Source organism: Citrobacter sp. R56 (assembly GCF_016811995.1).
Lineage (GTDB): Bacteria > Pseudomonadota > Gammaproteobacteria > Enterobacterales > Enterobacteriaceae > Citrobacter_D > Citrobacter_D enshiensis.
Window position 1 is genome coordinate 3,935,123 of sequence record NZ_CP069159.1, and the last position, 13,884, is coordinate 3,949,006.

Here is a 13,884-nt window from a genome sequence, read left to right on the forward strand (position 1 = left end):
TTGTGCCCTTCAGTTAACAGAGGGGGAAATCGCTTCCCGGGTCCACTGCCCGTTCACCAGGCGCAGCAGGTTTAATGGATTGGCATCCTGCACGGCAGGCGGTAACAGCGCGCCAGGGACGTTTTGCAAACACACCGGGCGCAGGAAACGCTCGATGGCTTTGGTGCCGACCGACGTGCCGCGCGCATCGGTGGTCGCCGGCCACGGGCCGCCATGCACCATCGCGTCACACACTTCCACGCCGGTTGGGTAGCCGTTAAACAGTACGCGCCCGGCTTTCTCACCCAGCATCGGCAACAGTCGCGCCGCCAGCTGTCGGTCATCCGCTTCGGCATGCACCGTGACGGTGAGCTGTCCCTGGATCACCCGCAGAATGGCGCACAGTTCGGCCTCATCCGCCACGCTCACGAGCACCGCCAGCGGCCCGAACACTTCTTCTTGCAACAACGGATCTTTCGCCAGCAGCAGCGAAGCTGGCGCTTTATACAGGCATGCCTGCGCGCGTCCGACGACGTTCTCATTGCGGCCTGCAATACGTTGAATATTCGGGTGGGCATCCAGCGCGCGAACGCCCTGCTGGTAATGCGTAAGCGTCGTGGCATTGAGCATCACCTGCGCCGGAGTACGCTCCACCGCTTCCACTAACGCGTCGGAGAAACGGCTCTCCCCTTCCCCTTGCATCACCAGAATCAGCCCGGGCTTGGTACAAAACTGACCGCTGCCCAGCGTGAACGAGGCCACCAGATCGTTGGCAAGCGTTGCGCCATTTTTCGCCAGCGCCTGAGGCAGAACAATCAGCGGATTAATGGCGGACATCTCCGCAAACACCGGAATCGGCTGCGGGCGCTGCTGCGCCAGTTGTTGCAACGCTTTCCCGCCACGCAGAGAACCGGTAAAACCGACCGCCTGAATCGCCGGATGGCTCACCAGTTCTGCGCCGATATCGGTGCCAAAAATCATATTGAACACGCCTGCGGGCATGCCGCACGCGTTTGCCGCGCGCAACACCGCCAGTGCGGTGTATTCCGCCGTTGCCATATGTCCTGGATGGGCTTTCACCACCACCGGACAGCCTGCCGCCAGCGCCGCAGCGGTGTCGCCTCCGGCGGTCGAAAAGGCGAGCGGAAAATTACTGGCGCCAAAGACGGCAACCGGCCCGAGCGCCATCTGATACTGGCGCAAATCCGGACGCGGCAACGGCTGGCGGTCAGGTAACGCCGTATCAATGCGCACGCCATGCGTATCGCCGCGACGCAGTACCCCAGCGAACATCCGCAACTGGCCGCTGGTACGCGCCCGCTCGCCCTGCAAACGCGCCAGTGGCAAGGCCGTTTCCTGATGCGCGATAGCAAAGAACGCCTCGCCCAGCGCGTCCAGTTCACCGGCGATAGCCTCCAGAAACCGCGCCCGTGCTTCAGGCGAGGTCTGTGAATACACCGCAAATGCCTGTTCTGCCGCCAGCGCGGCCTGTGCGGCCTCCTCGCGGGTGGCCGACAGGAAACGATAACCGGTGGCTTCGCCATCTTCAGCGCGCAGGCTGAGCAGGGTGGCATCGCCACCCCCAACCCGCTGACCGGCAATAAACTGCAAGCCCTGTTCAGGCTGTCGTAATGTCATGTTCACTCCTGCGTTCAGAGGCCGACATCCGGCAGCTGTGGACGGGTTGCCAGCGCCTGTTCAACCACCGCTACCACCTGTGCGCGGGTTTCACCTTCCAGCGCCAGGCGCGGCGGACGCGTCACCGCGCTACCGCGACCCAGCAGCTCTTCGCACAGCTTGATGCACTGCACCAGATCCGGACGCGCATCGAGATGCAGCAGCGGCATAAACCAGCGGTACAGCGCCATTGCCTCTTCGTAGCGTTGCTGTTTTGCCAGACGGAACAGCGTCTCGCCCTCACGCGGGAAGGCGTTCGACATCCCGGAGATCCAGCCTTCAGCGCCCACCGCAATGCTCTCGACCACCACATCGTCCAGCCCGGCGAACAGCACAAAGCGGTCGCCTACGGCATTACGCAGATCGATAAAGCGACGGGTATCGCCGGAGGAATCTTTAAAGCAGACGATGTTGTCGCAGTCTGCGAGGGTCGCCAGGATGTCTGGCGTGACATCGTTTTTGTAAATCGGCGGGTTGTTGTAGACCATAATCGGCAGGTCGGTAGCGGTCGCTACACTGCGAAAGTGAGCGGCAGTTTCATGCGGTTTTGAAGAGTAGACCAGCGCAGGCATCACCATAATGCCATCGACGCCCACCTTCTCAGCCTCTTTCGCCATCTTCTGGGCAAACGCGGTGGTGAACTCCGCCACCCCGGCAATCACCGGGATCTTGCCGCCAGCGGCGTCTTTCGCCACTTCGATAATTTGTAATTTTTCCTGGGTGGTCAGTGAGGTGTTCTCCCCGACGCTACCGCAAACCACCAGGCCTGAAACACCATCCTTGACCAGGTTTTTCATCACCGTGTGGGTGGCGTCCAAATCCAGTGAGTAATCGCTGCGAAACTGTGTGCTGACGGCCGGAAATACGCCGCTCCAGTGAATAGCTTTTTTGCTCATTTTCGATTCCTTGTCGTCAATTTGTTAAACATTGGTGAATGAATGGTGAATATTCACTGACAGATTGACGGCTAAGGCGTTCGGCGGCTTGTGGGTTTTCCTTTGCAAGGATGACGAAATTAGCACAGTGGCATTTTCCCCCTCTTCCCTGAGGGAGGTCGCAAATGGAAGATCAACCTGCCAGCGTCAGGCGAAAATCCCGTGGCGTAGAGCCGGTCATCGCTTTGAACTGGCGGCTAAAAGCACTGTGATCGGTATAGCCGCATTGCAATGCGATATCGGTGATGGGTGTCGTACCTGCCAGTAATTCGGTGGCTTTTTCGAGGCGGACTTTGTGGATCATCTGACGCGGCGTCAGGTGGAAAATGCGTTTGCAGTAGCGTTCGATCTGCGCCACCGACATCCCGCTCAGCACGGTCAACTCTTCCATTGCGATCGGGCGGTGGTAGTGTTTGCGAATATGATCGTCGACGATCGCCAGCCGTTGCCATGCGGGATGACGCGCCTGCGTCTCCAGCAGATCGTGAGAGATCCCGGCCATCCCGATCACCCGCCCATGAACATCGCGCAGCGCCAGCTTCTGCGTCAGACACCAGCCTCGCTCGCGACCGTTATACAGATGCATCTCCAGCTGATCGCGCAGCGTCACGCCGTCGCGCAGGACCCGCAGATCCTGCTCGGTATAACCCTGTCCCAGTGCAGACGGAAACACATCAGCCGAGGTTTTCCCCAGCAACGACACCACATTCTTGAACCCACAGCGACGGGCAAGCGTCATATTGACCAGCAGGTATCTTGCCTGCACATCTTTGATAAAAAAGACAACGTTAGGAATGGCGTTGAGTAACGGCGCAATCAGCGCCATCGCATTCAGCAAGGTCTGGATGTTTTCCGGGCGCTGGCGGGCCAGCCCCTCACATATCTGGCTGAGTTCACCCACCTCCATCCCCACCTCTTGCGCCGGGGCTTTTCCCGACACCTCTTCATAAGCACAGGACATAACGCTTCCTCACAATAAGTGACGAGGGATATTTATTAACTTTTTGTTAACTCATCAAGCGCCAGTGATGCGTTTTGCGATCCTGCCTGTGGTTTACGATTTCCCCTGTTTCACGCACTGGCGCAGAGGCGTTCTTTGGTTTACCACGGCGGTAATAAAATGATTAATAAGAAATAAATATGAAAATCATGCAAAAACACGCGTATGCACTGTGCTAATTTCGTCATCTCAGGTGGTGAAAGCAGTCAAGCCGGAACGTCAGGGTTGCGCCAGCATTTAGAAACAAACATTTAACGTTTCGGAGATCTCATGACAACGACACAGCAGGAAAGCGAAATCAGAGTGATTGACTCACATACCGGCGGCGAACCGACGCGCCTGGTGGTTGCGGGTTTTCCGGATCTCGGTAACGGCACGATGGCGCAGCGTCGGGAACGCTTTGCCAAAGACTACGATGCGTGGCGCAAAGCCATCATCCTCGAGCCTCGCGGAAATGACGTACTGGTTGGCGCGCTGCTGTGCGAACCCGTCTCCCCCGAGGCCACCGCCGGGGTTATCTTTTTCAACAACGCCGGATTCCTGAATATGTGCGGTCACGGCACGATAGGGCTGATAGCTTCTCTGGCCTGGCTTGGGCGCATCAAACCCGGTCAGCACCGCATTGAAACCCCGGTGGGCGATGTCACCGCCACCCTCCACGACGACGGCAGCGTGTCGGTCGAAAACGTGCCGTCGTATCGCTGGCGTAAACAGGTCAGCGTGGTCACGCAACACGGCACCGTCACTGGCGATATCGCCTGGGGCGGCAACTGGTTTTTCCTCGTTAACGATCATCCCTTCGATATCACGCCAGAGCAGATCCCCGCCCTCACTGATTTTGCGTGGGCCATCCGTGAAGGACTGGAAGCCGCAGGGATCCGCGGCGAAAATGACGGTGTTATCGATCATATCGAGCTGTTTGCCAGTGACGATCGTGCCGACAGTCGCAGCTTTGTCCTCTGTCCAGGAAAAGCGTGGGACCGTTCGCCGTGCGGCACTGGCACCAGCGCCAAACTGGCGTGCCTCGCCGATGACGGCAAACTGCAGCCCGGAGAAATCTGGCGACAGGCGAGCATCATCGGCAGTCAGTTTACGGCAAGTTTTATCCGCACAGGCACTCAGGTCATTCCTACCATCCGCGGTGAAGCGTGGGTGTGCGGCGACAACCGGTTGATCCTCAATGCGGACGATCCTTTCTGCTGGGGGATCACCCTGTGACAGAAAGCGACGTCATTGTCATCGGTGCCGGGATTATTGGCGCAGCCTGTGCCTGGCAACTGGCGAAGCGCGGGCAACGCGTCACCCTTATCGACGACGGGCACGCTGGGGCAACCGCCGCCGGAATGGGACATCTGGTCTGTATGGATGACGATCCCGCAGAACTGGCGCTGTCGGCCTGGTCGCTGGCGCGCTGGCGGGAACTCACGCCGCGGATGCCGCAAACCTGCACCTGGCACGGCTGCGGAACCTTATGGCTGGCGGAAAACGAACAGGAACTGGCCCTCGCCGAGGAAAAACAACAGCGCATGGCGACGCACCAGGTCGCCAGCGAGATGCAGACCCGCGCGCAGGTTGCCGCGCGCGAACCGCTGCTGACGCCGGATCTGGCGGGAGGTTTGTGGGTGCCGGGCGACGGCATTGTTTACGCCCCCAACGTGGCGCGCTGGTTTATTGACGATGCGGCGCAGGCCATCACCTGTGTCAACGAGGGGGCCGTCTCGGTAGATGCCCCCCTGGTGGTGCTGGAGAGCGGAAAACGTCTGCGGGCGCGCGCGATTGTGGTCGCCTGCGGCCTGGGCGCCAATATGCTGTTGCAGGAAAACTGGCTGCGCCCCAAAAAAGGCCAACTGGCGATTACCGACCGTTACGGCGCAACGCTCAACCATCAACTGGTGGAACTGGGCTACGGCGCCAGCGCCCACGCCGGGGGAACGTCGGTAGCGTTTAATGTGCAACCGCGACCCACCGGACAATGGCTGATTGGTTCTTCGCGCCAGTTTGACACCCTCGACCGTGAGCTGGATCTGCCGCTGCTGGCGATGATGCTTAAGCGCGCGCACCATTTTTTACCGGCCATCGCCAGTCTGAACATCATCCGTTGCTGGAGCGGTTTTCGCGCCGCCTCCGAAGACGGCAATCCGCTTATCGGTCCGCATCCTTCTCGCCACGGCGTCTGGCTGGCGCTCGGTCATGAGGGGCTGGGCGTAACTACCGCACCGGCGACCGCCGAGCTGCTCTGTGCGCAGATCCTCGGCGAGCGACCCGCGTTCGCGCCGGACGCCTGGCTGCCCGCACGCCTGATACGCCAGGAGGCCAGCGCATGAAAATTATTACTCTATTTATTGACGGTCTGCCCTGCCAGGTTCCGGTAGGCATCAGCGTCGCCGCTGCGCTGGCGATGAGCGGCAACCCCGTGACGCGCCGCTCGGTTCACGACAGCCCACGCGCCCCGTTTTGCGGAATGGGCGTCTGTCAGGAGTGTCGCGTGACGGTGAATGGACTCCGGGTGCTGGCCTGCCAGACGGAATGCCAGCCGGAGATGAAAATAGAAAGGAGCTGCCATGCGCACACTGCATTGTGACATTCTGATCCTGGGCGCCGGGCCTGCCGGGCTGGCGGCCGCGCTGGCGGCGGCGCAAAGCGGCAAGCAGGTGGTAATCCTGGATGATAACCCCCGACCCGGCGGGCAAATCTGGCGCGACGGGCCACAGGTCGCGCTCCCGCCGCTCGCCAGACGCTACCGTGACGCCGTGGAACGCGAATCGCGGATCACGCATTTGTCCGCTGCCCGTCTGATTGCCCGTCCCTCCTCACACAGCGTGCTGTTTGAAACCGCCGAAAACTGCGGGATTGTCCACTGGCAGCGATTAATTTTATGCTGCGGCGCGCGCGAGCTATCACTGCCCTTTCCCGGCTGGACGCTGCCTGGCGTCACCGGCGCTGGGGGTTTACAGGCGCAAATCAAGCATGGGTTGCCGCTCAACGGCGAACGGGTGGTCATTGCCGGTAGCGGCCCGCTGCTGCTGGCGGTTGCCGATACGGTGCGCAAAGCGGGCGGCAATGTTGTCGCGATCGTGGAACAGGCACCGCGTAGCGCGCTGGTTCGCTTTGCGATGGGGTTGTGGCGCTGGCCAGACAAACTGCGCCAACTTTTTGGTATCGCGCCAGCAGGTTACGCCACCGCAAGCCAGGTCACGCAGGCGCTGGGCGATGACAGACTGCGGGCGGTCACCGTGCGTCAACACGGTAAAATTCGGGAAATCGCCTGTGACCGCCTGGCCATTGGCTATGGGCTGGTGCCCAACCTTGAACCGGCGCTGATTTTTGGTTGTGCGACAGCAAACAATGCCATCACCGTGGATGCGCAGCAGCGCACCAGCCAGCCCGATATTTTCGCCGCCGGAGAGTGTACGGGATTTGGCGGCAGCGAACTGGCGTTGGCAGAAGGGGAAGTTGCCGGATATATCGCGGCACAGCGCCCGGACAGCGCGAGCGAAGCGCTCAAAAAACGCGATCGCTGGCAACGGTTTGCCAACGCGCTCAATGCCACATTTGCCCTGCCCGACACGCTTAAAGAGGTGGTCACGCCGGAAACATTACTCTGCCGCTGTGAAGATGTGCGCTGCGGCGACGTTGCCGAGGCGAAAAACTGGCAAACCGCAAAGCTGGCCTCACGTTGCGGCATGGGTGCCTGTCAGGGAAAAACCTGCGCCACCAGCGCCCGCTGGCTCTATCACTGGCCGCTTCCCCAGCCGCGTGAACCGCTTTCCCCCGCCAGAACCGAAACGCTGATTCATCTGGCGAACCCGGACGCGTAGTTACTCTTCTTCCCCGCGCTCGGCAATATGGCGATTGCCGAGCGCAATAAACTCACCCAGCAGCGCCGTCAGTTGTTGCATCTTCTCTGGCGTGTATTCCGCTTCAATTTGCCGGTACGCCTCTTCCACCTGCGACTGCGCATGTTCATACAGCGCATTTCCGGCTTTCGTCAGCGACACATACAGCTTTCTCTGGTCATTCACCGGTTTTAAACGCAACACCAGTCCATCGCGTTCCATTCGCGTCAGAATGCCGGTCAGGCTCGGGCGCAAAATGCAGGTACGAAACGCCAGATCGTGGAAGTCGATAGACGGGTGCTCCGCCAGTACGCGCACGATGCGCCACTGTTGTTCCGTCAGATTGTGTTGCTTCACGATGGGCCGAAAGTAAGACATTGCCGCTTCTCGTGCCTGCAACAGTGCAATGGTTAAAGAGTCATGCATGGTCTTCCCCTGGAAAAATCATTAACAGATAAACAATTCAATAATGATGATTTTATAAACAACCCGTTTTAGGCGAAAAAGTCTAACAGAAACCACGCCATTTTATTAATTACATGATAAGTATAAACATTAAATTGAATATGTAAATTTATTGTTATTATCATCACAAATATTTCACTTCTATTTGCCAAACGCGCAGCAAAAGCATACAACCGAATCATTAATATATTAATGAAATCACAGTGTGGTATTTCACCCTGAGGAGTTTGTGTATGAAAGGTACTGTTTTTGCCGTCGCGTTAAACCATCGCAGCCAGCTTGATGCCTGGCGCGACGCGTTTACGCAAGCCCCGTATAAAGCACCGCCGAAGACGGCTGTCTGGTTTATCAAACCGCACAACACCGTAATTCGTCACGGCGACGCCATCCCCCATCCACAGGGCGAGAAGGTGCAAAGCGGTGCGACGGTCGCGCTGGTGGTCGGCAAAACAGCCCGCAACGTCCCGGTTGAAGAGGCGGCAAACTATATCGCCGGTTACGCACTGGCCAACGAGGTCAGCCTGCCGGAAGAGAGCTTCTACCGCCCGGCCATCAAAGCAAAATGCCGCGACGGTTTCTGCCCGATGGGCGAAACGGTGGCGCTGAAAAACGTCGATAATCTGACGATTATCACCGAAATCAACGGTCGCGAAGCCGATCGCTGGAACACCGCCGACCTGCAACGCAGCGCGGCCGAACTGCTCAGCGCGCTCAGTGAATTCGCCACCCTGAACCCGGGCGACGCCATCCTGATCGGCACCCCGCAGGCACGCGTGGAAATTCGCCCCGGCGACCAGGTACGTATTCTGGCAGACGGTTTCCCGCCGCTGGAAAACCCGGTGGTGAATGCACGCGACATCACGGAAACCAGAACGCGGACTGCGCTTTCGCACCCAAACGGCACCCTGTTCGCGCTGGGTCTGAACTACGCCGACCACGCCAGCGAACTGGAATTTACACCGCCGGAAGAGCCGCTGGTGTTTATCAAAGCGCCAAACTCATTTACCGGCGACGGACAAACTTCCGTGCGCCCGAACAACGTCGAGTACATGCACTACGAGGCGGAACTGGTGGTGGTGATTGGCAAAACGGCGCGCAACGTCGTCGAAGCCGACGCGATGGACTATGTGGCGGGCTATACGATTTGTAACGACTACGCCATCCGCGACTATCTGGAGAACTACTACCGCCCCAACCTGCGGGTGAAAAGCCGCGACGGTCTGACCCCGATTGCCCCCTGGATCGTCGATAAAGCGGCGATCCCGGATCCGCACAACTTAGCCCTGCGCACCTTCGTCAACGGCGAATTGCGCCAGCAGGGCACCACCGCCGATCTGATTTTCAGCATCCCGTTTTTGATCGCTTACCTGAGCGAATTCATGACCCTGCAACCGGGCGACATGATCGCCACCGGCACGCCAAAAGGGCTGTCCGACGTGGTGCCGGGCGATGAAGTCGTCGTGGAAGTGGAAGGCGTGGGCCGCCTGGTCAACCGAATTGTGAGTGAGGAAACCGCGAAATGAAAAAAATAAACCATTGGATCAACGGCAAAAATGTGGCGGGCACCGACTATTTCCACACCACCAATCCAGCCAGCGGAGACGTGCTGGCGGAAGTGGCTTCAGGCGGTGAAGCGGAGATAAGCCAGGCGGTAGCGGCCGCGAAAGAGGCGTTCCCGAAATGGGCGAACCTGCCGATGAAAGAGCGCGCGCGCCTGATGCGTCGCCTCGGTGACCTGATCGACCAGAACGTGCCGGAGATCGCCGCGATGGAAACCGCCGACACCGGTCTGCCTATCCATCAGACCAAAAACGTGCTGATCCCGCGCGCCTCCCACAACTTCGAATTTTTCGCCGAAGTGTGCCAGCAGATGAACGGCAAGACCTATCCGGTCGACGACAAGATGCTCAACTACACGCTGGTGCAGCCGGTGGGCGTTTGTGCGTTGGTTTCGCCGTGGAACGTGCCGTTTATGACCGCCACCTGGAAAGTTGCGCCGTGTCTGGCGCTGGGTAACACGGCGGTGCTGAAGATGTCTGAACTCTCGCCGCTGACCGCCGATCGTCTGGGCGAGCTGGCGCTGGAAGCAGGCATTCCGGCGGGCGTACTGAACGTGGTGCAGGGCTACGGTGCCACTGCGGGCGACGCGCTGGTGCGTCATCACGACGTGCGGGCCGTCTCCTTTACCGGCGGCACCGCCACCGGGCGCAACATCATGAAAAACGCCGGGCTGAAGAAATACTCGATGGAGCTGGGCGGCAAATCGCCGGTGCTGATTTTTGAAGACGCCGACATCGAACGCGCGCTGGACGCCGCGCTGTTCACCATCTTCTCAATCAACGGCGAGCGTTGCACCGCGGGCTCGCGCATCTTTATTCAGCAGAGCATCTACCCGGAATTCGTCAAACGCTTTGCCGAACGCGCCAACCGCCTGCGCGTGGGCGATCCGAACGATCTGAACACTCAGGTCGGCGCGCTGATTAGCCAGCAGCACTGGGAAAAAGTGTCCGGCTATATCCGCCTCGGCATTGAAGAAGGGGCAACTCTGCTGGCGGGCGGCCCGGACAAACCGACCGATCTGCCTGCTCATCTGAGAAACGGCAACTTCCTGCGCCCGACGGTGCTGGCGGACGTCGATAACCGGATGCGCGTGGCCCAGGAAGAGATCTTCGGGCCGGTCGCCTGCCTGATGCCGTTCAAAGACGAGGCGGAAGGTCTGCGTCTGGCCAACGACGTGGAGTACGGCCTTGCGTCTTACATCTGGACCCAGGACGTCAGCAAAGTGCTGCGCCTGGCGCGCAATATCGAAGCCGGCATGGTGTTTGTGAATACCCAGAACGTACGCGACCTGCGCCAACCGTTTGGCGGCGTAAAAGCCTCCGGCACCGGACGCGAAGGCGGGGAATACAGCTTTGAGGTGTTCGCCGAAATGAAGAACGTCTGCATTTCCATGGGCGACCATCCGATCCCGAAATGGGGAGTCTGATATGGGCACATTAGCGTTAGCCGCAAAAATCACCCACGTCCCGTCGATGTACCTGTCTGAGCTGCCGGGGAAAAACCACGGCTGCCGCCAGGCAGCGATTGACGGGCACAAAGAGATCAGCCATCGCTGCCGCGAGATGGGCGTCGACACCATTATCGTGTTCGACACCCACTGGCTGGTGAACAGCGCCTACCACATCAACTGCGCGGACCATTTTTCCGGCATTTATACCAGTAACGAACTGCCGCATTTTATCCGCGACATGACTTACGACTACGACGGCAACCCGGAGCTGGGTCAGTTGATTGCCGACGAAGCGGTAAAGCTGGGCGTACGCGCCAAAGCGCACAACATCCCGAGCCTCAAGCTCGAGTACGGCACGCTGGTGCCGATGCGCTACATGAACAGCGACAAGCATTTCAAAGTGGTGTCTATCTCCGCCTTTTGTACCGTCCATGACTTTGCCGACAGCCGCAAGCTTGGCGAGGCGATCGTCAGCGCGATTGAGAAATACGACGGCACTGTGGCGGTGCTCGCCAGCGGCTCGTTGTCGCACCGTTTCATCGACGACCAGCGCGCGGAAGAAGGGATGAACAGCTACACCCGCGAGTTTGATCGTCAGATGGACGAACGGGTAGTCAAGCTGTGGCGCGAAGGGCAGTTCAAAGAATTTTGCAGCATGCTGCCGGAGTACGCCGATTACTGCTACGGCGAAGGCAACATGCACGACACGGTGATGCTGCTGGGGATGCTCGGCTGGGACAAATACGACGGCAAGGTGGAGTTCCTCACCGAGTTATTCGCCAGTTCTGGCACCGGCCAGGTGAACGCCGTTTTCCCGCTGCCCGCCTGAGGAGAGAAAATGCCGCACTTTATCGCTGAATGTACCGACAACATCCGTGAACAGGCCGACTTGCCGGGGCTGTTTGCCAAAGTTAACTCCGCGCTTGCCGCCACGGGTATTTTCCCGCTCGGCGGTATTCGCAGCCGCGCGCACTGGCTGGATACCTGGCAGATGGCCGACGGTCAACACGACTATGCGTTTGTGCATATGACGCTAAAAATCGGCACCGGGCGCAGTCTGGAGAGCCGTCAGGAAGTGGGCGAAATGCTGTTTGCGCTGATTAAAACCCATTTCGCCGACCTGATGGCAAACCGCTATCTGGCGCTGTCGTTTGAAATCGACGAGCTGCATCCGACGCTGAATTACAAACAAAACAATGTGCACGCGTTATTTAAGTAACGCGCTTTTTGCCCGGTGGCGCTGCGCTTACCGGGCCTACAACAGCACCAAACCGTAGGCTGGATAAGGCGCAACACCGAGCCATAGGCCGGATAAGGCAAAGCCGCCATCCGACCACAGCAGCACAAAGGAAACTATCATGCTCGATAAACACACCCATACCCTGATTGCACAGCGTCTACATCAGGCGGAACAATCCCGCGAGCAGATCCGCCAGATCTCGCTGGATTATCCGGCGATCACCATCGACGACGCCTACGCCGTTCAACGCGAATGGGTCAGTCTTAAAATCGCTGAAGGCCGCGTGCTGAAAGGCCACAAAATCGGCCTGACCTCGAAAGCAATGCAGGCCAGCTCGCAGATAAGCGAACCGGACTACGGCGCATTACTCGACGACATGTTTTTCCACGACGGTAGCGATATCCCAACCGATCGCTTTATCGTCCCGCGCATTGAAGTCGAACTGGCTTTCGTGCTGGCAAAACCGCTGCGCGGCCCGAACTGCACCTTGTTCGACGTCTACAACGCGACAGATTACGTGATCCCGGCGCTGGAGCTGATCGACGCCCGCTGTCACAACATCGACCCGGAAACGCAGCGTCCGCGCAAAGTGTTCGACACCATCTCGGATAACGCCGCCAATGCGGGGGTGATCCTCGGTGGGCGTCCGATTAAACCCGATGCGCTGGATCTACGCTGGATCTCCGCCCTGCTCTATCGCAACGGCGTGATCGAAGAAACTGGCGTGGCGGCGGGCGTACTGAATCATCCGGCCAACGGTGTGGCATGGCTGGCGAACAAGCTGGCGCCTTACGACGTACAACTGGAGCCAGGGCAGGTAATTCTCGGCGGCTCGTTCACCCGCCCGGTCACGGCAAGCAAAGGCGATACCTTCCATGTGGACTACGGCAACATGGGTTCGATTAGCTGCCGCTTTGTGTAAGGAGACGACCATGCAAAATGTATTCAAAGAGGCGCTGAAAGCGGGCCGTCCGCAAATCGGCCTGTGGCTGGGACTGTGCAGCAACTACAGCGCGGAGCTGCTGGCGGGCGCGGGTTTCGACTGGCTGCTTATTGACGGTGAACATGCGCCGAATAACGTGCAAACGGTACTGACGCAACTGCAGGCGATTGCCCCCTACGCCAGCCAGCCGATCGTGCGCCCGTCGTGGAACGATCCGGTGCAGATCAAACAGTTGCTGGACGTTGGCGCGCAAACGCTGCTCGTTCCGATGGTACAAAACGCCGATGAAGCCCGACTGGCAGTGAGTGCGACACGTTATCCCCCCGCCGGTATTCGCGGTGTCGGCAGCGCCCTGGCGCGGGCGTCGCGCTGGAATCGCATCCCGGATTACCTGCAAAAGGCGAACGATGAAATGTGCGTGCTGGTGCAGATAGAAACCCGCGAGGCGCTGAAGAATTTGCCACAGATTCTGGATGTTGAAGGGGTCGATGGGGTGTTTATCGGCCCGGCGGATCTGAGCGCCGATATGGGGTTTGCCGGTAATCCACAGCACCCGGACGTGCAGGCCGCCATTGAGCACGCGATTACGCAGATTCGGGCAGCGGGTAAAGCACCGGGCATTCTGATGGCTAATGAACAGCTGGCGAAACGCTATCTTGAACTCGGCGCGCTGTTTGTCGCCGTTGGCGTCGACACCACCCTGCTCGCCCGCGCTGCCGAAGCGTTGGCCGCACGGTTTGGCGCACACGTCGACGCCAAACCGGCAGCGCCCGGCGTTTATTAACGCCGGATGGCGCTG

At 59.3% G+C, this 13,884-nt stretch carries 14 protein-coding genes; 10 read left to right on the plus strand and 4 right to left on the minus strand.

Annotated features, from left to right (window positions below):
• Positions 1-9: 9 nt before the first annotated feature.
• The 3 genes from JM656_RS18565 to JM656_RS18575 form a co-directional block, all read right to left on the minus strand.
• On the minus strand, positions 10-1,617 hold the full coding sequence (locus JM656_RS18565; RefSeq protein WP_203359030.1) for an aldehyde dehydrogenase (NADP(+)): 1,608 nt from the start codon (positions 1,615-1,617) through the stop codon (positions 10-12).
• Positions 1,618-1,631: 14 nt separating this feature from the next.
• Positions 1,632-2,552 carry a dihydrodipicolinate synthase family protein gene (locus tag JM656_RS18570; protein WP_203359031.1) on the minus strand — a complete coding sequence of 307 codons (921 nt, stop codon included), beginning with the start codon at positions 2,550-2,552 and terminating at the stop codon, positions 1,632-1,634.
• 172 nt (positions 2,553-2,724) lie between these two features.
• On the minus strand, positions 2,725-3,552 hold the full coding sequence (locus JM656_RS18575) for a helix-turn-helix domain-containing protein (RefSeq protein ID WP_370552280.1): 828 nt from the start codon (positions 3,550-3,552) through the stop codon (positions 2,725-2,727).
• 309 nt (positions 3,553-3,861) lie between these two features.
• Between JM656_RS18575 and JM656_RS18580 the strand changes: the two genes are divergently transcribed.
• From JM656_RS18580 to JM656_RS18595, 4 genes are read left to right on the plus strand one after another with little or no spacing between them, the layout of a single operon-like run.
• Positions 3,862-4,809: a 4-hydroxyproline epimerase gene (locus JM656_RS18580; RefSeq protein WP_203359032.1), complete on the plus strand. Its 948-nt coding sequence runs from the start codon at positions 3,862-3,864 to the stop codon at positions 4,807-4,809.
• Entirely contained in the window at positions 4,806-5,915 is a 1,110-nt protein-coding gene (locus JM656_RS18585; RefSeq protein ID WP_203359033.1) for an FAD-binding oxidoreductase, read from the plus strand. The genes JM656_RS18580 and JM656_RS18585 overlap by 4 nt, the downstream gene beginning before the upstream one ends.
• On the plus strand, positions 5,912-6,172 hold the full coding sequence (locus tag JM656_RS18590; protein ID WP_203359034.1) for a (2Fe-2S)-binding protein: 261 nt from the start codon (positions 5,912-5,914) through the stop codon (positions 6,170-6,172). Before JM656_RS18585 ends, JM656_RS18590 begins: the two co-directional genes overlap by 4 nt.
• On the plus strand, positions 6,153-7,409 hold the full coding sequence (locus tag JM656_RS18595) for an FAD/NAD(P)-binding oxidoreductase (RefSeq protein WP_203359035.1): 1,257 nt from the start codon (positions 6,153-6,155) through the stop codon (positions 7,407-7,409). Before JM656_RS18590 ends, JM656_RS18595 begins: the two co-directional genes overlap by 20 nt.
• Here JM656_RS18595 and hpaR read toward each other — a convergent pair whose 3' ends face one another.
• Complete coding sequence (gene hpaR / locus JM656_RS18600) at positions 7,410-7,853, minus strand: homoprotocatechuate degradation operon regulator HpaR (protein WP_192610952.1); 444 nt, start codon at positions 7,851-7,853, stop codon at positions 7,410-7,412.
• Between the two features lie 272 nt (positions 7,854-8,125).
• Between hpaR and hpaG the strand changes: the two genes are divergently transcribed.
• From hpaG to hpaI, 6 genes are all read left to right on the plus strand, one after another.
• A complete protein-coding gene (hpaG, locus tag JM656_RS18605; RefSeq protein ID WP_203359036.1) occupies positions 8,126-9,415 on the plus strand; it encodes a 4-hydroxyphenylacetate degradation bifunctional isomerase/decarboxylase in 1,290 nt (429 codons plus the stop codon).
• Positions 9,412-10,878 (plus strand): 5-carboxymethyl-2-hydroxymuconate semialdehyde dehydrogenase, encoded by a 1,467-nt coding sequence (gene hpaE / locus JM656_RS18610; protein ID WP_203359037.1) that lies wholly within the window; start codon positions 9,412-9,414, stop codon positions 10,876-10,878. The genes hpaG and hpaE overlap by 4 nt, the downstream gene beginning before the upstream one ends.
• Before the next feature lies 1 nt (position 10,879).
• Complete coding sequence (gene hpaD, locus JM656_RS18615; protein WP_203359038.1) at positions 10,880-11,731, plus strand: 3,4-dihydroxyphenylacetate 2,3-dioxygenase; 852 nt, start codon at positions 10,880-10,882, stop codon at positions 11,729-11,731.
• A 9-nt stretch (positions 11,732-11,740) separates the two neighbouring features.
• Complete coding sequence (locus JM656_RS18620; RefSeq protein WP_203359039.1) at positions 11,741-12,121, plus strand: 5-carboxymethyl-2-hydroxymuconate Delta-isomerase; 381 nt, start codon at positions 11,741-11,743, stop codon at positions 12,119-12,121.
• Between the two features lie 139 nt (positions 12,122-12,260).
• Positions 12,261-13,064 carry a 2-oxo-hept-4-ene-1,7-dioate hydratase gene (gene hpaH / locus JM656_RS18625; RefSeq protein WP_203359040.1) on the plus strand — a complete coding sequence of 268 codons (804 nt, stop codon included), beginning with the start codon at positions 12,261-12,263 and terminating at the stop codon, positions 13,062-13,064.
• 10 nt (positions 13,065-13,074) lie between these two features.
• Positions 13,075-13,869 (plus strand): 4-hydroxy-2-oxoheptanedioate aldolase, encoded by a 795-nt coding sequence (hpaI, locus tag JM656_RS18630; protein ID WP_203359041.1) that lies wholly within the window; start codon positions 13,075-13,077, stop codon positions 13,867-13,869.
• Positions 13,870-13,884: the final 15 nt, after the last annotated feature.

Excerpts from the sequence above, each read along its gene's own strand:
- JM656_RS18565 (WP_203359030.1), bottom strand. The coding sequence starts at position 1,617 with ATGACATTACGACAGCCTGAACAGGGCTTGCAGTTTATTGCCGGTCAG.
- JM656_RS18570 (WP_203359031.1), bottom strand. The coding sequence starts at position 2,552 with ATGAGCAAAAAAGCTATTCACTGGAGCGGCGTATTTCCGGCCGTCAGC.
- JM656_RS18575 (WP_370552280.1), bottom strand. The coding sequence starts at position 3,552 with ATGTCCTGTGCTTATGAAGAGGTGTCGGGAAAAGCCCCGGCGCAAGAG.
- JM656_RS18580 (WP_203359032.1), top strand. The coding sequence starts at position 3,862 with ATGACAACGACACAGCAGGAAAGCGAAATCAGAGTGATTGACTCACAT.
- JM656_RS18590 (WP_203359034.1), top strand. The coding sequence starts at position 5,912 with ATGAAAATTATTACTCTATTTATTGACGGTCTGCCCTGCCAGGTTCCG.
- JM656_RS18595 (WP_203359035.1), top strand. The coding sequence starts at position 6,153 with ATGCGCACACTGCATTGTGACATTCTGATCCTGGGCGCCGGGCCTGCC.
- hpaR (WP_192610952.1), bottom strand. The coding sequence starts at position 7,853 with ATGCATGACTCTTTAACCATTGCACTGTTGCAGGCACGAGAAGCGGCA.
- hpaG (WP_203359036.1), top strand. The coding sequence starts at position 8,126 with ATGAAAGGTACTGTTTTTGCCGTCGCGTTAAACCATCGCAGCCAGCTT.
- hpaE (WP_203359037.1), top strand. The coding sequence starts at position 9,412 with ATGAAAAAAATAAACCATTGGATCAACGGCAAAAATGTGGCGGGCACC.
- hpaD (WP_203359038.1), top strand. The coding sequence starts at position 10,880 with ATGGGCACATTAGCGTTAGCCGCAAAAATCACCCACGTCCCGTCGATG.
- JM656_RS18620 (WP_203359039.1), top strand. The coding sequence starts at position 11,741 with ATGCCGCACTTTATCGCTGAATGTACCGACAACATCCGTGAACAGGCC.
- hpaH (WP_203359040.1), top strand. The coding sequence starts at position 12,261 with ATGCTCGATAAACACACCCATACCCTGATTGCACAGCGTCTACATCAG.
- hpaI (WP_203359041.1), top strand. The coding sequence starts at position 13,075 with ATGCAAAATGTATTCAAAGAGGCGCTGAAAGCGGGCCGTCCGCAAATC.